Genomic DNA, 21,453 nt, shown 5'->3' with positions numbered 1-21,453 from the left:
TTCGCCATTATAACTCCTCTTCTGTGACAAAACTGTTGCAAGCGTAGCGGCTGATCCTTCTTCCGGCAGCAAGAGCTAACCTTGCGCAATAAAATACAAAGTCCGTTTAGAATACAGCCTCTACCTTCTTTATCATTTCAAAAAAAAGAGAACAGACACGGATAATCCGTTCCTGTTCCCCATTTCAATAGGTTAAAATCTTCTTCTCACAACTTTCCGCTTATCATTCCAACAGCCTTCTATAGCTCGATTTAAATTCTTCTCCAGGCTCCGTGCCCAGCTCCCGTTCCAGCATATTCACGTAGCTTTGATAATACGCAATAGCCCCTGCCCTTCCGCCTATGCGCTCCTGCTGCTTAAACGCGGCAAAGCGAATGGGCTCGGAAAAGGGTTCATGCTCAAGCAGAGCTTCGGCTACCCTTAAGCTTCTCACAGGCTCACCGCCGCTCCGTTCCAAGTACTTAAGCAGCCTTAGTCCAACCTCCAATAAATAGCGCTGATACCTGTGGCGGTAGCTTTCACACCATTCCCCGCCAAATTCCGCGAGAAAGGGGCGTTCACAGCCTGTTACCCAATTCTCAATCTGCTTTGCATTGCGGTCAGATATGGCGGATCCTTGAAGCATGAAGCGTTCTAGCTGGAAAGCCTCGGCCAAAAGCTCCGTATCCTCGCAGTTCAGACGATAACCATTTCTGACCGAAATCAGGCTCATGGAGGATCCGTTATCCCGCAGCGTTTTATTAATTCTGCTGACTGTACTGCGCAGGTTCACGTCTCCCTTCTCCACGTTTTTCTCCTTCCAAAGCGTGTCAATCAACGTCCATTTGCTAATTTCCTTTCCCTCACCCTGAAGCAGCATATACGCAAACATCTCCGCGCACTTAGCTGTCGTCCATCGCACAGGCACCGTACTGCTTTCAAGACGCAACGCAAAGGGCCCGAAAAATGAAACCGCCGCCCGCCGTTCCTTCCCTTTGCTCAAACGTGCGTCATTTCCGGCGGCGAACCTCCTGCGAACCCGCTCTATCGTACGGGTCAAGTCCTCCTCCATAACGGGCTTAAGCAAATAATCCAGCGCGCTTACTTTGAATGCATCGAGGGCATAATTCGTATATGCTGTAACAAATACGATTTCCATTTCACCTACTTCATCAGCCAATTGCTCTGCCAGCGACAAACCGCTCATTTCCGGCATTTCAATATCCAGAAACAGTACTTCGGGCTTTAGCCCGCGAATTCTCTCCAGTGCCTCGCACGGATCGGTGAAGCATCCAATCACTTCCACTCCTATGCCCTCCAGAAGTCTTGCAATATGCTCGCCAGTCAGCAGCTCATCCTCTACAATAACTGCCCTCATATCTGTTGACCTCCTTCCCCAATAGCTACCCTTCCTTCAGGAAGCAGAATGGTCACCTTAGCTCCGAAGCCTTCTCGGCTTTCAATCCGCAAACCCCGGCCATATTCATTCAACAGACGCTTGTGCACATTGGCTAGACCGACTCCCTTGCCGACCTGCCCTGTATGTCGAAAATCCTCCAGCTCGTCGAGCATGAATCCAAGCCCATTGTCGATAATAGCAATTTGCAAGTCAGAGCCCTGCATTCCAGCTTCTAGCCGTACAACGCCGCCTTGAGCTCGCTTCATCAAACCGTGGCGGATGGCATTTTCAACAAGCGGCTGTAGGGTGAGCGCTGGCAGTATAAAGTCCAGCAGTCCTTCGTCAATTTCCAGCTCCACACTGAGCCGATCTCCGAAACGCGCTTGTTCCAGCTCAGCATAAGACTTCACTAGGGAGATTTCTCTCCTTAGGGTGACCCTGGCTTGTCTAGGGTCCAGATCAAAGCTCAGCCTAAGGTAATTGCTGAACTGCCCCAGAAGGCGTCCGGCCCGCTCTGCATCCTTATAGCACAACGAAATAATAATACTAAGTGCATTATAAATAAAATGCGGCTTGATCTGCGATTGCAGAAACATCGATTCCATTTGGATAGCCTCTTTCACAGCCTCTCTCAGTTGCAGAAGCGTATTGACCCTCGCATACAGCTCCCGGGCATCAAACGGCTTTACAAGGAAATCATTCGCTCCTGCATCCAAACCCGTGGCAATATCCGCAGGAGAATGGCGCACGGTAAGCAGAAGCACGGGAAGACTGTAGATCGGATAAACCTCACGGATACGACGACAGGTTTCATAACCGGACAGTCCTGGCATCATAACATCGAGCAGCACAATCGCAATATCTCTATGCTGCTGCAGCAGCCTCAAAGCAGACTCTCCGTCATAAGCCGTCACCGTGTGGTAGCGATCTGGCGGAAAACATTCTTGAAGCACCTTAATATTGGAGGCTTCATCGTCAACCAGCAACAGAGTAATCTTATTTTTATGTTCTTCCTCCCAGGCGAGAGTCGTTCCCGCAGCTACAGGAGCTATTGGCAAAATACCTTGACCCTCCGGCAATTCCACATCCGGAACAAACTTCGCCAGCCCGCGCCCTTGGTCAGCGCTTGCAGCGGGAAGCACCAGCTCGAATACAGTGCCGCGCTGCAGTCTGGATTCCACCAATAACAAGTCTCCTCCCATCCGTACGGCAAGCCGTTTAGAGATTTGCAGCCCCATCCCGGATGGCCGATTATCCATCTGTACGCTATCTCCCATGCCGCTCTCACTGTGGAACAGCCTCTCCTGCAGATCGGCATCCATTCCTGCGCCTGTATCCGAAATGGTAATAGCTATCGCCTCGCCGCGCGCCTCTGCTCGCAGCTCGACCATGCCCTCATCCGTAAACTTGAGCGCATTGCCAACCAGATTGACCAGAATTTGTGTAAAGCGATTTTCATCCGCAAACAAATAAAATTCGCCCGAAGGGACACGGTTAATTAGGCGAACCTCCTCTTCCTTTTTCATATGCTGAAGGACATCAATGGTAGCTTGAATCGTTCCGTTCATGTCGAATACGCTATTTTTCAGTACTAATCGCCCTTCCCGGAGATGCTGGAAGTCAATAATGTCATTCACAAGCGTCGACAACCGGGCAGATAGCGACATAATATAGGATAAATTTTCCTTTTGTTGCCTCGATATATGGCTATCTTCTTGATCCCTGACAACTCGGGCCAGATTCATAATGCCATGCAGCGGCGTCTTGAATTCGTGGGAGGTTCGAATGAGAAATTCATCCTTAAGCTTATCGGTCTCAACCAGCTTTCGGCTCATTACCTCCAATTCATCATAGGCCCTTGTATACTGCTCAGCAAAGATAAGCGCAATCATCCCCAGAAACAAAAGCTGCATCACAATATGACTCAACAGCGTGAAAATTTGGGAATACAAATATAGGGTCATGCTAATCATCATAACAAGAAGAGACAGCACGCTCACGAGCAGCTGCCAGGCCATTCGAGCATTGGAATTTCCAAAGCGCTTCAGCAAGATGGCCCGCAGCAGCAGCACTTGTATCCCTACCAGCTCGAACAGCGTCATAACGGTCATCGTCTTATCCAGCAGCGGCATATCGGCAAACGGGCTGATAGCTGAATATACGATCCAACCGCCCGCTGCCAGCCTGATGCACCATAATGGCATAAAGGCTGGCTCCGTCCTTCGGATAAAGACGCACAGGCAGTACATACCTCCCAGAATAACAACAAATTTAATTCTCAAAATCAGCAGATAAGGGATAGAAGGCATGAGCTGCATAAGTACCCGTTCACTAGTAGAGATCGCAACAAAGGAAAAACCGAGGCAGAACAAGGCGAAAAATAGAAACCGAATATCCTGACGCCGCTTTAAATAAATGCCCAAATAATAAAGTGATGAAATCAGCAAAAAAGCCGCGTTGACGACATCGACAAGAGTCATTTGCAGGGCCAATGATCGAATGTCCTCGGAGGTTCCCAAATATATACTTTGAATGATGCCACCGCGAAAATAATCCCAGTTGGCAGCCTGAATAGTCAGGTAAAATGAATCTCCCTCTGGCAAGAAATAGGCCGAAATCGGTATATTATGCCCCCTGTAGCTCTCGTCCCATTGTGCGGATACCTCTCCGCTGCGGCCCAATTCCGTATCGTCCACAAATAGGACGCTGGAGCTTCTAATAAATGTCGTTTTAATACCGTACCGTTTAATTTCGGGATTAATTTTGACAAGCAGTCGATAGGTGCCCACGCCTTTGTCCTGCATATAGGCAGAAGTCTGCGAATCGCTCCAACCGGCAGGCACATGCCAATAATGCTCCGGGCGCAAGCCGGATATGTCGGACGGATCGAGCAAACGATTAGGATAAAACCCCCATTCACCATCCAGCCTTACCGTCCCCATCTTACGAAAATCCCAATTGGACAGATCGATGGTTCCATCAATTGCTTGTGGAGGTGCTTGACGTTTCCCATATCCTTCCCATACGACAGCCGAAATGGCTGCCAACAGCAAACCGATGATTATCGCGATTATAGCCGTTCGCACTTTTGGTTTCGCCCATTGCCTTCCTATTCCCGCCATACTAGAAACTCTCCATTCACGTTGGGATAACCGCAGGCAGGCTCTCCAGTCAACGGCCCTAAGGGCTGTCCCTGTCGTACTTGCCTTATCGCATCATCCATCGTAACATAGCCACTTTCAAAAATCCCTAAAAACCGACAAACGCTCCATTTACAGCTATTAAAAAAAGGCGGAAGTTCGCTAGTGCAAACTTCCGCCTTTTTCCGCCTTTCAATCGTTAAAGCTCATCTCTATTACTCATTTATAATTTGCAATAAAATCAACCGCTTTACGAATATCCGCCTCCGGCTGCGTACCTACCTCACGCTCAATCGTCAAATAACCGTTATACCCAATATCCTGCAGCGCCTGAAAATAGCGATTAAAATCGACTCCGCCCTCTCCAAGCGGAACCTCGCGAAAATACAAGCCAGAGGAAACCATTTCGGCGATTTTCTCATGATCCATAGGTGCGTATCCAACTGCCCCATATACGTCTCTTGGATCAACCGCCTTAAGGCGAATGCCATCCTTCACATGGGTATGGACGATATAATCCTTCAATAGATGTACACCCTGCACCGGATCATCGCCCGTGACCATAACCATATTTGCCGGGTCAAAATTAACCGATACGCCATTCGTCGATAACGTGTCGAGAAAAGCTTTTAAATCTGCGGCTGTTTCGGGGCCCGTCTCAATGGCGAAGTAGGCTCCGACGCTTTTCGCATATTGGCCAAGCTCCTCGCAAGCCGTATGCATCGTATGAAATGCTACAGAGGACGTATCGTGTGGAACAATGCCGATATGCGTCGTTACAATTGTCGTGCCGAGATCCAGTGCCAGATCGACGATACGCTTTGACTTTTCCACTTTCCAGCGATTATCCGCCTCGACTCCGAAGCCATGACCGCCTAAATCGCCAACCAACGCTGATATTTCCAGTCCGAGCGATTCTATGTAGCTTCTTAGCTCCTTGCGGGCAGCAATCGATAAATTCTCCGGGTCCATTTCCCCCTTCACCGCATAAATCTGTACGCCTTCCGCTCCGACTTCCTTCGCTTTCACCAGCCCCTCGCGTACGCCTAGCCCAAAGCTGTCGACAATTACGCCTATTTTATTCGTTAATTTCATCGATTTATTGACCTCCTGTTGAACTGGTCTGTTGATCCCGCTCCAAAATCCCCTTTGCCATCGCCTTATAAACCAGCTTCAGCGTCTTGATCTCAAAAGGCTTAAACGTTAGCTGGAATGCTCCCTGCTCACAGGGCAGCTGCCCTAATTCATCCTCAAGCAGATTTACGACAGTCGCCTTCATTTCCCCCTCTAGCCACTGAATTCGCACCGTCTCTCTTCCACCTGATGACTCATAAAACCGCAGTATGGTGCCAGTCCCATCCTCGGAAGCTTTAATCGTATCCAAAATGACATGCTCACTTTCAAAGCTCAGCCATGTATGCCGTACGGGAAGTGCAGGAACCGCTGGATGCTCTACCTGCACGGGGTGTAAACCTGTATTCGACTTGCCCGCAACCGTCATGACGGGATGATTCAATTCCATTGCATGCCGAACAACCTTGGCTCCCCGCCAATCCTCCTGATGAGGCAAGACCGAATAAGTGAACTCATGCTCGCCTTGATCTGCATATTCGTCCGGCCATTTCGGCGCGCGCAGCAGCGATAAGCGAATGGTTTGGTCCTTAATGTCGTATCCATACTTGCAGTCGTTCAGCACACTCAAGCCGCCGTTGCCCTCAGAAATATCGGCCCAGCGATGCCCGCACACTTCAAATTGCGCCTGCTCCCAGCTCGTATTGTTATGCGTCGGCCGTTCCAATGCACCGAAAGGAATTTCATACGTGGCTTTTGCAGCAATTAGATCAACCGGGAACGCCACCTTGAGCAATTTATGGCTCTCTGCCCAGCTTACCTTCGTCTGAAAATCAACACGGCGCTGATGGCGATACAAAATCATATCCTGGCTAATTTCCGAATCATTCAGCCTCCAGCGGAAGCGAAGCACATCCTTGGTGCTCCCTCGCAGCACGACTTCTTTCGAGATCAGCTGCACAGAACCGGCACGCTGCGATTCAAAGCGCGGATCAATATCCCATGCATCCCAATAGGTCGGTTTATCATGAAAAAATTGCAGCTCATTCGCCTTATCGCCTGGCTTCAGCCACTCGCGCTGCGCAGACTTGTCATACCAGCGGGTAATCTCTCCCACGTCATTAAATGCAAGCGTGTAATAATCCGTCTCCCAAACGTCAGGAAAAGCTTCATCCGCTTGCCTATCCTCAACGCCATCCGTATGCTTTGACGCACGCAGCCATATCGTCGTATAGCCGAAGGCCGGGATAGACGGAACGTATACGGATACCGTCTGGACGTCCCCACTCCGCAAGACATCGCAAGCCAGCTGCTCCCCGTTTACATCAACAACGGATAGGCCGTTCATTTCAGCGCTGCATGTCAAGCTGACAACCTCTCCGCGTTCCCAGCCCAAGCTGTTGAACACGACGTAAGGCAGACCTTCCCCAACTGGCGCTGCATGGTTCGCAATGGCCTCAAGCGAGCGGGTGAGCGCAGCCGTCCCGATCTCCACCACCTTTGCATATTCCTCAGTAGACGTCACATACGCTTCTGGAATAGACGTTCCCGGGATAATATCATGGAATTGATTCAGCAAAATCAGCTTCCAGCCTTCATCGAGAGCCTCAGTCACTGTGCTCGCCAGCCCAGCGAACTGCCCCCACAGCTCCGCTTCGCGGTACAGCACTTCCGCCTTGCGGTTGCTTCGCTTATTTCTGGCATGTGTCGTGTAGGTGCCGCGATGAAGCTCCAAATATAAATCGCCATGCCACTTAGGCAGCGATTGCCCGCTTTTTCCGATTCCTTCAAAAAAAGCCCCGGCCGTGCTGAACTTGCTTACAGGCTGTCCGACCATAAAGGAGGACCGCTCGGCAAACTCGACCATTTCGTTCGTCACGCCGCCGCCACCGTCCCCATGCCCGTAAAGCAGCATTTGCTGGGGATGCAAATCCTTCTGTTTGTATGATTTCCAGTGTTCATCGACATCCTTGGGACGGGTATGCTCATTTACCCCATGGTTCAAATAGGCAATGACGGAGGTGCCATCGATGCCCACCCAATCAAACAGATCGTAAGGGAACGCATTAGTGTCATTCCAATTGAGCTTCGTCGTCATAAAATACGGGATATCCGCCAGCTTCAGCATTTGCGGCAGCGACGCGCAGTAGCCAAACGTATCAGGAAGCCACTCGATGTTGGAGCGTTTGCCGAACTCCTCCTTATAGAAGCTTTGGCCGTACAAAATCTGCCGCACCAGCGACTCGCCGCTCGGAATGTTCAAATCCGGCTCGACCCACATGCCGCCGACCAGCTCCCAGCGCCCTTCGGCAATTCGCGCCTTAATCCGCTCATACAATTCCGGATAATGCTCCTTCACAAAGACATAAAGCTGCGGCTGGCTCTGCGAATAGATAAAGTCAGGATATTCATCCATTAGTGTACATACCGTCGAAAATGTGCGGCTGGACTTACGGACCGTTTCGCGGACAGGCCACAGCCAAGCAATGTCGATATGCGATTGTCCGACCAAATGCATAAAGCCACTGCGGCCGCCCTCCGAATCTTCCTCCTGCACCTTCTGGGCAAGCGATTGCTCCAGACCGTTCACCCACTCCGCCTCATTCCAACGCTTCGGCTCGTTATACATAAGGTCCATAATGCTATGAATCGCTCCCATAAGGCGATTTCGCTTCATATCGTTCCCCGGCAGCGCGTTCAACGACTCCGCCAGCACCGTTACGCTGTACATCAAGCTTTGCAGCGGCTGATTCACTCGAACAAGTGCCGAGCGGATGCCCGCGATTGGCGGCTGAATGACCGCCTGGCGGTTCAGCGGATCATGCGGCTCGGGAATCGGATCATACAATTCGATTTCCAGCAGCGGCTCGTTCCCTACTCGCTCCACCGGAAGCGGCACATACCAGTGATTCCGGTCGAGTCCGTGATACGGAGCCCCGTTCACCTTCAACAGCCCTTCCCCGCCCGCTTCGAAAATGAGACCAACCGCGTCTTGATGCCAAGCCTGCGGTATAGCTGCTTTTTTCGTTAAAAAATAGGTGGTGCCATGCGTACTGTGAAGAGGATTCACATTTTGCACACCGACATTTTGCTCATCAAGCACGTATTCGCCGGGACGGATATATTTCGCCTTTTGCATATGCCACTGCGGGAGCTCTACCTTCTCCAGCCACTGCCGCTCAGCGATATCCTGTATGAACCGCTGAATTCGAATCATGCTTGATCCTCCTCACGCTTAACGTGCAAGCTGCATGCCAGCCAATCCTTCGAGCTGCTGCCGACCATTAAGCGGAATTCGCCCGGTTCTACAACCGGCTCCAGCCCCGCATTAATTAGCGCAAGATGCTCTTGATTTACAGGGAAAGTGACCAGCTTCGTCTCCCCCGGCTGCAAATGGATTTTGCGGAAGCCCTTAAGCGAGGTTTCAGCGCGGGTAACCGATGCTGATACGTCCGTTATATACATCTGCACAACCTCATCTCCAGCCACACCGCCGATGTTCGTCACTTCGATTTGCACCTCGGCTTCTCCGCCCAGAGCCATTACTTCTGGCACAACCCGTATGTTATCGTAGCCAAATTGGGTATAGCTGAGTCCAAACCCGAATGGATATTGCGGTTCCAGATCCGTCTCCAAATACCGCTTGCCGCGCGTTCTCTTGGCATGATAATAAACAGGCAGCTGTCCGACATGCTTCGGAATGGAAACCGTAAGTCGCCCAGAAGGATTAACGTCGCCGAACAAAATGTCCGCAATTGCATTGCCGCCCTCCTGTCCCGGATACCACGCCTCCAAAATCGCATGGGCATGCTCTTCAATCCAAGGCTCAGCAATCGGCCGTCCGTTGATATAGACGATGATGACCGGCTTTCCAAGCTTATAGATTTCCTGCACCAGTTCGAGCTGCACACCCGTGAGATTAAGCGTCGAACGGTCGATGCCTTCGCCGCACTCCATATCGTTCCAGGCATTATCCGTAACGACGGACGCCCCCGTCCGCAAATCAATCGTGCCTTCACCGAAATCGCGGGCGCTGGAGCCGCCGATGACCATAACGATGGCATCCGCTTGCTCCGCGCAGGCGAAAGCGTGGCCGAAGCCGTCTTTAGCGTCCCCTTTAATCCGGCAGCCAGGCGCATACAGCACCTGATCATCCGCCTCCGCATTCGCGCCGAGCTTGCGGCGGATACCGTCCAGCACGGTGACGATTTGCCCCTTCGGCTGCGGCGAGGTGTAATCGCCGAGCTGATTGTAGACGTGATTCGCATTCGGACCGATAACAGCTATTTTGGTGCCTGCTTTGCTGAGCGGAAGCGTGGCCATTTCATTTTTGAGCAAAATAATGCCCTCCCCAGCCACCCGTCTCGCCAGCTCCACATGCTCCTCGCACCCGATGACCCGCTGCGCAAAATCAGGATCAACATAAGGCCGTTCGAATAAGCCGAGTCTAAATTTCATGTCAAGCACCCGTCCTGTCGCTATATTCAGCTCATCCTCAGTCATCAGTCCCTGCGCAAGCGCGCCCCTTAAATGCTTACCATACATATAGCCGGACATCTCCATATCGACGCCTGCTTTCAGGCTTTGCGCCACTGCCTGCTCCCCGTTCTCCGCCGTATTGTGGCCGCTGACCAGCATTTGAATCGCGCCAAAATCGGTAATGACAAAACCGTCAAATCCCCATTCCTTGCGAAGCAGGTCATTCAGCAAATAGGAATTTGAGGTGCAGGGCACACCGTCAATTTCGTTGTACGCCGTCATAACGGAGCAGGCGCCTGCTTCGACCGCCTTTTTGAACGGCAGCAAATCAATTTCATGAAGCTCGCGCAGCCCCATGTGGACAGGAGCTGCATTGCGCCCACCCTCCGAGCTGCCATAAGCGGCAAAATGCTTAAGCGTCGCCACAATCGTTTTGTCTGTATCCAGCCGTTCCCCTTGCAGCCCCTTGATCGCCTGAACCGCCAGCTCGCCGATCAAATACGGATCTTCCGCGAAGCATTCCTCCGTCCGTCCCCATCGCGGATCGCGCACCACATCAAGGACAGGCGAATACGTCGCAGCTCCGCCTTGGCTTCGAGTCTCAGCCGCAATGGCCTCGCACATTTCCCGGTACAAATCGATGTTCCATGTACTTCCGACTGTAAGCGGAACGGGAAATACCGTTGCGCCAATTGCCATATGCCCATGCGAGCACTCCTCTCCGAACAAAATCGGAATGCCTAGACGGGAGTTTTCGATGACATACCGCTGAATTTCATTCGTAGCGACTGCTCCTTGTCTTGGCGTAAGTCCCGTCTCCAGCGTCACCTCTGTCCAAGGATCAGCGCGAAGAACGCCGTATAATGAACCTACTCCGCCCCGCGCAACCTCTTCTTTGAACTGTTCCGTCACCTGCACGGTGCCATCCGTTTCCTTAAGATAGGTTTTCCACCCCATAGGCTGGATCAGCTGGCCGATTTTCTCCTCTATTGTCATTCGTTCGAGCAGATCCTGAACCCGTTCTTGAATCGGAAGCGAAGCGTCTTTATAGTCCATATGCACATTCTCCTTCTGGGTTGATTTAACGTTTGAATGGGTTGATGCTCAATTTTTCATGGGCTCTCTAAACAAATATTATTGTTATTTTCGTTAGGTTAATATATAATAACGTTATGATAAAGCCAGTCTATAACTTTTTCCAACAAACGTCAACGCTGTTATTTAGCGTGGCTTTAGCGTAACGTTTGTTAGTCCTAGTACCTAAGGAGAGCATTATGCCACGTAAAGTATCGATCCAAACGATCGCCGATCAACTCGGCCTATCCAAATATGCGGTATCCCGCGCACTTAGCGGAAAATCCGGTGTCAGCCAGGCAACGCGCGAGCGGGTTTTAGAGTTTGCCAAGACACTCGGCTACGGGCTTCCTTCCCAGAAAGCGCCTTCACCTGCTCCCGATGCCGCTTCTTCCTTTGTCCTGATTTGCATGAACCCCTCCAACCGAGTCGATCCTTTTTATTGGCAGAGGGTGCTCGAAGGAATCATTTCCGGCTGCAGCGAGCGGGGATGGCCTCATGTTATCGTCTCCCAGCCAGTCTCTTTTCCAGCCGTGTCCGATTTATCTCCGCAGGAAATCATCGCGCCGCATTTGGACTGGAACAGCTGCCTTGGGCTCATCGTCATGGGCGCATACCCTTATGCCGCCCTTCAGCTTATGGCCCGCACTGGCAAGCCACTCGTGCTGCTCGATCATAATGAGCCTTTGCTTGATTTTGATTCGGTCAATCATGCAAATATTGAAGCGGGAATTCTCATTGCCCATTATTTGCTAGTTGCTCAGAAATGCAGAAGCCTTATTTTTCTCGGTGATGATGGCCGGTCCGCCAGCTTTGCCGAAAGAAGAATCGGCGTAAGAACCGCACTGGAGCGCTACGGCGGCTCAGAAGCGAAGCTGCAGGAATGGGAGCTGGCCTATGAAGACAAGGATTGGCTCACCGCTACTGCGGAACGGTTTGCCCAGCTGGCACCTGAGCAGCGCCCTGATGCATGGATCTGTGCCAATGACGACATCGCCATGCAATGGATGCAGCAGCTGCAGAGAATGGGGGTAGCGGTCCCCGAGCAGACGCGCGTGTCGGGTATCGACAACGTGGAGGCAGCCGCCCATACGTCCCCTCGACTCACTACCGTGAACCTAAGTAAGGAAGCACTCGGCAGCCGTGCAATCGAAGCGCTATGGCGCCGCATTGAACGTCCGGGAACGCCGATGGAGCGGCTGCATCTCAGCGCCACCTTAATTCCGCGAGACTCCGCTTAAGCCTCCTATTCCGCATAAGCTTGAGCAGCGGACTTTCCCCTATAAAAAGACAAACGGCGATCGTTTTTTGTGCATTCACAATGAACTACCGCCGTTTATTATTGTGAAGCTGCCCTCTTCACTCCTACCATTTATTCATAACGCTTGTTCGTACCTATCATTAGCTGCTATTACCTGTTCATATCGCCTTGCGGTAATCGCTTGGCGCTACACCTACTACATTTTTGAACGCCCGATTAAAGGAGTTGTAGTTGGTATAGCCCACTTCCTCGCTAATTTCCTGAATCGCCCTGTCCGTCTCCAGCATAAGCTGCTTCGCCCGCTCTATACGGTGGCTGATGAGCAAATCGACGAACTTCTCGCCAACCTCATCCTTGAACAGCTTGCTCAAATATTTCGGATTAATATCAAACAGATCGCTTAAATAATTCAGTGAAAGCTCCGGATTATTATAGTTTTCCTCCACATATTTACGGATTTCCAAAATATGCGTCCGATGCTTCTTGCTGCAGCGCATCGCCTGCATCTGCTCAGCCAGCTCCCGAAATGTCTCCCAGCAGAGCAGCCGAAGATCGTCTAGCACTTCCCAGTCCTCCAGCCCGCGAAGGAGACGGCCAAACGAGGTCGACCACAAATCTTGGTATTCACGCGGCAGCTCGGCAAACTCCCGATTATAGTGCTGAAACAGCAGCTGCACCGTGTTCATCATTTCCTGACGGGACAATACGGAGGCGGTGATCTGGTCAAACAAGCGTTCGAAGTGCTTTTCCCACGTTTCATCGGACAGCCGCATCGCTTGCACGAACAGGGAAATCGTCTTGAGGAACTCATATACATCATTTTTAGAATCCGGCACTTCCCCATACGAAACCACTCGGTTCATACCCAATACTGCTTTATAATCCAAAGCATGGGAGGCTTCCTTGAGCGAAGCTCTCAGACCTCGCACATCACTCGCCACTCCACCCGTCCCAATCGTAACGGTGAAGTTCAAATATTGCCCCACCTTCTCCAAATAGCCAGAGAGCACCTTGCGCTCTACCTGTTCAGACAACGCCGTTTCGGAAAGCCAGATAATCGCATGCAGCCGGCGCTCGGAAATCCACTCCGCCCATACGTCTGCCCCCTCCTGCTGGGCACTTTCTTGCAGCACAGTAGAAAGGACGAACTTGAGCAGCGTCTGGTCATGCTGATGATAGTCCGCGGCAAACTGCGGATAACGGTCAATTTCCACAACCATGACCATCCAACTGCAATCCAGCTCTGGAAGCTTAAACTTCGTCATTTCAGCCTGCAGCTCGCTGCCCGTGAACAGACGCGACCCTTCAAGCAGCTCCTGAAAAAAATATTTCTTTTGCAAAATCAGATTCTCTTCGTATTTTTCTTGATATTGCTTCGTTTGATCAATCATTCGCTCCAGCGTGTTTTGAATAAACCTGAACTCATTTTCTTTCGTAGAGCTCGTTCCCGGTTGTTTCTGCGAGGCGACTGTCTGAATTAACGTCACAATTTGCTGAATAGGCTTGTAGTTTCTCCGAGTGACGTAAATAACCCAAATGACACCGATTAGAACCACTGCGATCGCAAAAGCAAACCATATATTATAAAATTGCAGCGCAAATTTAACGACTTTCCCATTATTAATGCCCGTCTCTACCTTCCAGCCGCTGTAGCTGGACGTAAACGTCGAGAAAACTTCGCCGGAAGCAGGCTTAGTCCCCGCGCTTTCAGGCATACGTTCATCCCACAAGCTTCCCCCAGAGCTGCTGATCACATTGACGAAGGTATATTCGGGATCATACATCTGCATAATGGACTTCCGCAGCGTCTGCAAATCCACATTGACGACCACAAGGCCCGTTCCGCCCTCCAGGCCGCGAACAAGCGTCACGACCTGCTGCGCCGATTGTGAAGGAAGAGCTTTGAAATTTCTGAAATCCACCCATTTACGCGTCGGGCTGCTGCGGCTTTCTTCTATAAAAGAGGCATCTGGAAACTCCTCAATCGGAACTGCCTTTCCGTTGCTGAATACGATATTGTCCTTGTAGCGGACCAAATAGATGGAATCGATTAACGGGAAATTGATTTTCAGCTCATCGATAACATCAAGAACCTGAATGCCGGCGTATACATCATTGCTGCCAGCAGCCGTATAATAATTTTTCAAATCCGGATTCGTCAAAATTTCCCGCAGCACTTTAAAATCGATCGAGCGCAGCGAATTGTCCAAATACTGCATGACCTGGGATGCCAGAAATTCATTGGCCTTCAAAGCTTCCTTGCGATTTTGCTCATTGAACAGCTGGAAGAAAATAATAAACAATATCGTCGTTACGATAAAAAAAACAGGCAAATACGACAGCAGCAAACGTCTAAACCAATTGTTGTTCATCTCCGAGGTCCCCCCTCACTTTTTATACACGTGACAACAACCTTCAAAATATTCATTTATTATATAGGATGAGGCGAGGCCGTCATAGGAGAAGACCGCTCCGAGTCATGTCTGACAACAAGGAGCAGCCCCCGAGAATAAACGTTTATGCTGTTTTATTTTTTCTCAATCGCGCGCTGGTAGATCGCCAAATAATTGCTCAGGCCCAGTCCATCGAAGCCTTTGACATAGCTGTCCCAATCTTTCTCAATGCTCTTGTTGCCCAGAATGAATTGCGCCATATTGGTCTGTACGTAGTCTTTAACTGCCGTTGTCAGCTGAGCAGCTGCTTCGGTATCCTCTGGACGAATGAAGACGTTGGAAGGATACACCTCCTTCGGCGCATAAGGAGCGTACACCTTCGTCGCTTGCGCCAGACGAGTGCCGTAGCCCTCAGACACTAGAGGGTCCTGCCCTTCCACAAACAAGTTGCGGAACGTATTGGACAAATCATGTGCGCCAATTTGCGACCAGCTTTCGTTAACGACGACGTTCGGATCACGCTCAGGCAGGTTATAGTAGCTGTATTTGGCAGGCTCGCCATTAATATTTTTCTCATCAGCGCCAGCCATTTGCCAGCCCTTGCCCTCAGTCGGGCCATATTCCGCATAAAGCGCGCCTTCTTCGCTGAACATGTAATCGATTATTTCAATCGATGCGATTTGCTGCGCTTCCGAAGCTTTATTCGTAATCGCAAACTCGAATTCGCCTACGCTTTGCGTAGCGCCTGTCGTTTGCACACCATCCGGCCCTTTGAGCGGAGGCACAATATCCCAGTGCTGATGGCGTGTAATCGCCTTATCGTACGTATTGACCAGATAGCTTACGAGCGCGGTCGTAATGGAGCCGACGACCTCGTCGCCTTCCCTGTTGCCGAGCTGTCCAACCGCTTGGTCATTCTGTGTAAAAGCAGCCGGGTCGATCAAGCCTTCTGAATACAGCTTGTGCATATATTCCAGACCCTTCTTCCAGCCCTCTTGGTTAGCGGCAAAATCAACCTTGCCATTATTGACGATTAAATATTTGTCGTTGTCGTTATAGATGAAGCTATTCATCAAATAAGCATCAATATTCCCGTTCCACACATACTTGTTTGGAGCACCTGTAAGCGGAATTTCATCGGCTTTGCCATTGCCGTTAGGGTCTTTTTCTTTAAAAGCTTTAAGAACGGTGTACAGCTCATCGGTCGTGGTCGGCATTTCTAGCCCAACCTTGTCGAGCCAATCGGTATTCATCCAATATTTTTGTGCATACGTACAGTGATAGCATTCATTAAAAATCGGCAGGGCGTAAATTTTACCATCCGGAGCGGTAATTGCCTCTTTGAAATACGGTTTTTCTTCCATAATCTTTGTCAGATTCGGAGCATGCTGGGCAATCAAATCGTTCAGCCCAAGGAAGATCCCTTGGCTCCCGTACGTTTGAAGGTCTGAGGTTGTAAACTTGCCATGGAGGAACACCTCGGGATAATCACCACTCGCCAGCAGCAGCTGCCTGCGATCCTGGAGCGCATCTGTTGGAGCGAGATCCCATTTCAGCTTCACATCAAACTTGTTTTCAATGAATTTTGTGAACTCATTGTCTTCCATAGGTGCCTTGCCCTGTGGAGCAAAAAAAGTCATCGTTACAGGCCCTGTGTTCTCCCCACTGCCACCGCTGCTGCTTTGTGTATTATTGCTAGGCGCAGAGCTGCAAGCCGACAGTACGGCAACCGTAGTAAAAACAAGCACCAACATTGAAATCCAAGATTTTTTCATACCAGACTCCTCCTTTTTAATGAACACCACTTAATTGCCTGTTGCTGCACTATATTGAACCCTGTCCCGGAAGTCCGCCAGACCTTCGCCCCCTTCCACAAAAGCTTCCGGATAGTAGTTATGGCAAATGCCCTACCCTTTCAAGGAACCAACCATAACCCCTTTGACGAAATGCCGTTGAACGAATGGGTACATGATTAAAATAGGTATGCTCGCTACAACGATCAATGCGTATTTAAGCACCTGCTCGAACCCTTGATCGCGAAGCTGCTGGCTCGTATTGGCGAGCATCGCTGGATCGGCCGCGTTCAGAATGAGCAAATTGCGCAGCACATATTGCAGCGGGAATAAATTTTCAGAGCGTAAATAAATGAGCGCATCAAAGTAAGCATTCCAATGGCCTACCGCATACATGAGCGTCATAACTGCCAAAATCGGCTTCGATAAGGGCAGCACAACGCTGACCAAATAACGAATGTCCTTGCAGCCATCGACCTCAGCGGCCTCCCGCAATTCATCCGGAATGGACGATTGAAAAAAGGTTCTGGCGACGATGACTTGAAATACCGCCAGCGCCCCCGGCAGCCACATCGCCCAACGGGTATCGAGCAGGTGAAGATCCTTCATCAGCAAGTAAGTCGGAATCAGGCCGCCATCGAAAAACATCGTAATCATCATGAAAATAATGATGGCGCCGCGGCCATAAAACGTTCGGCGGGATAACGGATACGCCAGCATCACCGTCAGGATGACATTGATCGCCGTTCCTACTACCGTGTAGATGATCGTATTATAAAAACCCATCATCAGCTGCGTGCTTTTAAAAATCGAAATATACGCCTTAATGTTGAAATCAACCGGCAGCAGCCATATTTGCCCGGATGTGACCGCCCGAGAGGAGCTGAAGGAGGAGCTGACGATATAGAGCAGCGGGTAAGCGACGACAATCAGCACCAATACAAGAAATAAATAATTAATCCCCATAAACACACGGTCGCCGAGTGGGTCTTTAATTCGATTCCGATTATACATAGATGGCCTCCTCCTCCTTTACCATAAGCTGTTTTTACTGACTTTTCGGGAAACCGCATTGACCAAAACAAGCAAAATCAGGTTGATGATTGAGTTAAACAATCCGACCGCCGAGGAAAAGCTGAAATTCGCTCCAATCAATCCGACCTTGTACACATAAGTGGAAATGACTTCTGAGGCACTCGTATTCAGCGGATTTTGCATCAAATATATTTTTTCAAAGCCAACGCCCATTATGCTGCCAAGATTTAAAATCAGCAGAATGACGGTGACGGGAATGAGGCTTGGAATGTCGATATGCCATATTTTTTTGAGTCGGGAGGCCCCATCCATTCGGGCTGCTTCATAGAGCGAGGGGTCAACTCCAGCAAGGGCAGCAATATAAATAATGGAGGAATAGCCCATCCCCTGCCATACACCCGACCATACATAAATCGATTTAAAATATTCCGGTATGCCCATAAAGTTGGTCATGGTCATGCCAAGGAAGGTAAACAGCCGATCTACGATGCCAACATGAGGCGACAGCATTAAGATAATAATAGATACCATAACGACCGTTGAGATAAAATGCGGGGCGTAGGTGACCATCTGCACCGTCTTTTTGAAATAGCCCGTTCGCAGCTCATTGAGCGCCAAAGCAAGCAGAATCGGAATTGGAAAACCTGCAATCAGCGTGTAAAGGCTGATCCCAATCGTATTTTTGAGCAGCAGCCAGAAGTTTGGAGAGTTGAAGAAGGTTTCAAAATGTTTAAGCCCTACCCATGGACTTCCCCAAATACCCTGAACGACGCTGTAGTTTTTGAAGGCAATTTGTACACCAGCCATTGGCATGTACTTGAAGATCAATAAATAAAGCACCGGAGGAAGTACCAATAAATAAAGCTGCCAATGCCTTTTGAGGCTTTTAAGGAAGGGGTGCTCTATTTTGCGCTCGCTCTGGTTCATGTTTTTATGGGGCTTCATTCGTGCCGGTATCGTTCCCGAGTTCTGACTCATCTGCATCATTCCCTCTATATTTTAATGTAATAATACCTAACACAAAATTTATTATACCGCGTGATTTTTCATTAAAACTTCTTTCATGCGCCTAATGTGTAAACTTTTCTATCAGGTAGCGCTTTCTTGCATTGATCGTACCTTGATTCGAGTCGTTTAAGCAATTTGCAATTTTCTCACACCTCTCCATATTCCAGAAACCCTTGTCAAATCAGGGGAAAATGCTGCTTTCCTCTCTTTTTTCGCCAGTGGCTAGCGGAGACATAAGGTAGAAGCAGGGGATGAACACGAGATAAGCAGAGTACAAAAAAATCCCGAGGGACACTGATTCTCCCCCGAGATTTCGAATCACGCTTATTAGGATGTAAACAATCGGAACGTTTGTGTGATAGGAGCCTGCTCCGTGATGGACGCTTGCGTCAGGTTAACAGCCACTCCAGCTTCCGCCTTGGCAAACGTAACACCCTCTTGATCATCCACTCCAACAAGCTCAATTCGTTCCACATGGCCTGAGTATGGAATGACGAGCTGCTGATCGACCGCCTCATCTTCATTTGCGTATAGGCGGAAGGCATACGTTACATTGTCCTTGCTGGTAAATGCCCAATCTCCTGTAAAATAAGGACCGCAAATTCGCGTTCCATAGATGCCCTCGCCATGTACATTCAGCCAGGCACCAAGCTCCTTGATGCTCTTAACCGCACCTGCCGGCAGGCGACCATCTGGCTGTGGCCCTACGTTCAGCGCCAAATTCCCTCCCTTGGCTACTACCTCGAGTAGAATATGGGCCAGCTGCCTGGCTGTCTTATATTTATCATCGAAGGCATAAGCAAAGGAATTGCCAATCGTGATGCAGCTCTCCCATGGAATATTCATCGGCTGCTCTGGAATCGTCTGCTCCGGCGTTACAATGTTCTCATAAGGCCCGCCGACCGTACGATCGGCAGCCAGAAGCCATGGCTGCGTCTTGCGCGCCCGCTCCACAACCTCGCCCAGACGGATATCCTGCCCCTTCCGGCCTTCCCGCACCCAGCCTGCATCGAGCCAAAGACACTCAATTCGGCCGTATTTCGTCAGCAGCTCCATAATCTGCTCATGCGTAAACGCTACGAATTTCTCCCACAGCCAAGGATACTGCTCTGGATCATAAGAAGGCCCGCGCCACATATGATGTCCGCGCTCCATGCCCGGCGCCCAGTAATAAGGCGTATGCCAGTCCGCTTTGGAAAAATAAGCCGAGATGCCCAGCCCCCTAGCGCGGAAGGCATCAAACAGCGTACGGCAAATATCGGCGTATTTATGCTTATGAAACGGCGTGTCCGCTCCCGTAATGCGATAATCCGTCGTATGTGTGTCCCACATGCAGAAGCCGTCATGATGCTTCGTCGTGAACAAAAAATATTTAAAGCCGTTGTCTGCGGCCAAATCTGCCCACACCTCCGGCTGAAAGCGAATCGGGTTGAACGTCTTATTCAAGTCGCAATATTCGCGCTTGAAGTGCTCCATGTCGTCGGTCCAATCCACATCGTGGCGGGACCAGTCCCCATCGTCATCGCTCAGCGCCCAGGATTCCACCAGCCCAAGCTGTGAATAGGGCCCCCAGTGCATCATTAGGCCAAGCTTCTGGTCCTTGAACCATTCCAATCGCTCATTCAGCAGCGGCTCCTCGGGCCTGATCCATTCTTCCTCTTTGCTGAAATGATGGACACCAGCTTCAACAACAACCGCTTCCTGCTCCAGCAAAATATCCTTAGGCTCGCTCATCGCCGTCATCTCCTAAAATTGTATTTCCCGTCCTTGACGTGCCGACTCGTAGATTGCACAAAGGATCTTCATGACTTCAACGCCGTCCTCTACCGGGCTCAGCGTCTCCTTGCGCCCCAATGCACTGTCGATAAAATGGTTGATTTCATTGCTGAAGGAGCCCATGAAATCAAAGGACTTAGAATCGACCTGCGGCGTCATATTTAGAATCGTATCGAATTTTTCGCCGATTATTGAAATTTCCGGCTCCAGCTCGGCGCCGCCCTTGTCTCCGAAAAGCTTGACGGAGATTTCGTCCTGCTTGGCATGCAGTGTGAAGCTGACATCTACCAGCAAGCTTGCACCATTTTCAAACCGAATCATCGCATTGGCCATGTCCTCTACCGTATTCTCCTTCGCATCGTAGTCAGCGGCTTTATAAAACGACAGATGGCGGATGTTGGAACGGTTGCCTAAGCGATTGGAAAGGTTGGCGGATACCGACTTGACCTTGGGCTTGCCCATCAAATACCAGCAAATATCAATAATATGCACACCCAGATCAATGACGGGGCCGCCACCGGAACGCTCGATATCCGAGAACCAGCCGCCAGGGTTGCCAAGTCGTCTTAAACAGGACGCTTTCGCATAGTAGATTTCGCCGAGCTCGCCCTCTTCGATGAATTTTTTCAGAATTTGGGCATTGTCGCTATATCGCCGCACAAACCCTACTTGCAGGAGCTTTCCACTACGATGCACCGCCTTCTCCACGTCGAGCGCTTCCTCGACGGTTTGGCAGAGCGGCTTTTCGCATAGAACGTTTTTACCAGCATCCAAGGCGGCAATGCTAATTTCGGCATGCGAATTATTCCACGTACAAATGCTGACCGAGTGGATTTCAGGCAGCGCCAGCAGTTCTTTATAATCGGTGAACACTTTAGAAGCCTTATATTTTTTCGCCATTTCCTGCGCCCGGCCTTCGTTCAAGTCACAGATGGCGTAGATTTCAACTTCCGAATTGCTGGCATACGCCTGCAAATGGCAATCTGATATAGAGCCTGCGCCGATGACGGCGATTTTTAATTTGGACATTTTACTACCCTCCATG

12 protein-coding genes are annotated in these 21,453 nt (G+C 50.2%); 1 reads left to right on the top strand and 11 read right to left on the bottom strand.

Annotated features, from left to right (window positions below):
* Positions 1–223 precede the first annotated feature (223 nt).
* The 5 genes from MHB80_RS01680 to MHB80_RS01660 all read right to left on the bottom strand — a co-directional run bounded on the left by MHB80_RS01680 (position 224) and on the right by MHB80_RS01660 (position 11,124).
* Complete coding sequence (locus MHB80_RS01680; RefSeq protein ID WP_341280539.1) at positions 224–1,357, bottom strand: response regulator; 1,134 nt, start codon at positions 1,355–1,357, stop codon at positions 224–226.
* Positions 1,354–4,500, bottom strand: coding sequence for an ATP-binding protein (locus tag MHB80_RS01675; protein WP_341280538.1), 3,147 nt, complete (start codon positions 4,498–4,500; stop codon positions 1,354–1,356). The genes MHB80_RS01680 and MHB80_RS01675 overlap by 4 nt, the downstream gene beginning before the upstream one ends.
* Before the next feature lie 237 nt (positions 4,501–4,737).
* Entirely contained in the window at positions 4,738–5,613 is an 876-nt protein-coding gene (locus MHB80_RS01670) for a sugar phosphate isomerase/epimerase family protein (protein WP_341280537.1), read from the bottom strand.
* Between the two features lie 4 nt (positions 5,614–5,617).
* The gene (locus MHB80_RS01665) at positions 5,618–8,806 is read right to left on the bottom strand and encodes an alpha-mannosidase (protein WP_341280536.1); all 3,189 of its coding nucleotides are present in this window, start codon (positions 8,804–8,806) and stop codon (positions 5,618–5,620) included.
* A complete protein-coding gene (locus MHB80_RS01660; RefSeq protein ID WP_341280535.1) occupies positions 8,803–11,124 on the bottom strand; it encodes a glycoside hydrolase family 3 N-terminal domain-containing protein in 2,322 nt (773 codons plus the stop codon). The genes MHB80_RS01665 and MHB80_RS01660 overlap by 4 nt, the downstream gene beginning before the upstream one ends.
* A gap of 218 nt (positions 11,125–11,342) precedes the next feature.
* Between MHB80_RS01660 and MHB80_RS01655 the strand changes: the two genes are divergently transcribed.
* Positions 11,343–12,383, top strand: coding sequence for a LacI family DNA-binding transcriptional regulator (locus tag MHB80_RS01655; protein ID WP_341280534.1), 1,041 nt, complete (start codon positions 11,343–11,345; stop codon positions 12,381–12,383).
* Between the two features lie 178 nt (positions 12,384–12,561).
* Here MHB80_RS01655 and MHB80_RS01650 read toward each other — a convergent pair whose 3' ends face one another.
* The 6 genes from MHB80_RS01650 to MHB80_RS01625 form a co-directional block, all read right to left on the bottom strand.
* Positions 12,562–14,775, bottom strand: coding sequence for a helix-turn-helix domain-containing protein (locus MHB80_RS01650; protein WP_341280533.1), 2,214 nt, complete (start codon positions 14,773–14,775; stop codon positions 12,562–12,564).
* A 155-nt stretch (positions 14,776–14,930) separates the two neighbouring features.
* Positions 14,931–16,571, bottom strand: a complete 1,641-nt coding sequence (locus tag MHB80_RS01645) for an ABC transporter substrate-binding protein (protein ID WP_341280532.1) — start codon at positions 16,569–16,571, stop codon at positions 14,931–14,933.
* 132 nt (positions 16,572–16,703) lie between these two features.
* Complete coding sequence (locus tag MHB80_RS01640; RefSeq protein WP_341280531.1) at positions 16,704–17,603, bottom strand: carbohydrate ABC transporter permease; 900 nt, start codon at positions 17,601–17,603, stop codon at positions 16,704–16,706.
* 18 nt (positions 17,604–17,621) lie between these two features.
* Positions 17,622–18,551, bottom strand: coding sequence for an ABC transporter permease subunit (locus MHB80_RS01635; RefSeq protein ID WP_341282828.1), 930 nt, complete (start codon positions 18,549–18,551; stop codon positions 17,622–17,624).
* A gap of 408 nt (positions 18,552–18,959) precedes the next feature.
* Entirely contained in the window at positions 18,960–20,366 is a 1,407-nt protein-coding gene (locus tag MHB80_RS01630; RefSeq protein ID WP_341280530.1) for an alpha-L-fucosidase, read from the bottom strand.
* Positions 20,367–20,378: 12 nt separating this feature from the next.
* Positions 20,379–21,437 (bottom strand): Gfo/Idh/MocA family oxidoreductase, encoded by a 1,059-nt coding sequence (locus MHB80_RS01625; protein WP_341280529.1) that lies wholly within the window; start codon positions 21,435–21,437, stop codon positions 20,379–20,381.
* Positions 21,438–21,453 lie beyond the last annotated feature (16 nt).

Source organism: Paenibacillus sp. FSL H8-0537, from assembly GCF_038051995.1.
Classification (GTDB): Bacteria; Bacillota; Bacilli; order Paenibacillales; family Paenibacillaceae; genus Pristimantibacillus.
The sequence above is the reverse complement of the archived record's forward strand: the minus strand, read 5'-3'. Positions and strand labels throughout refer to the sequence as shown.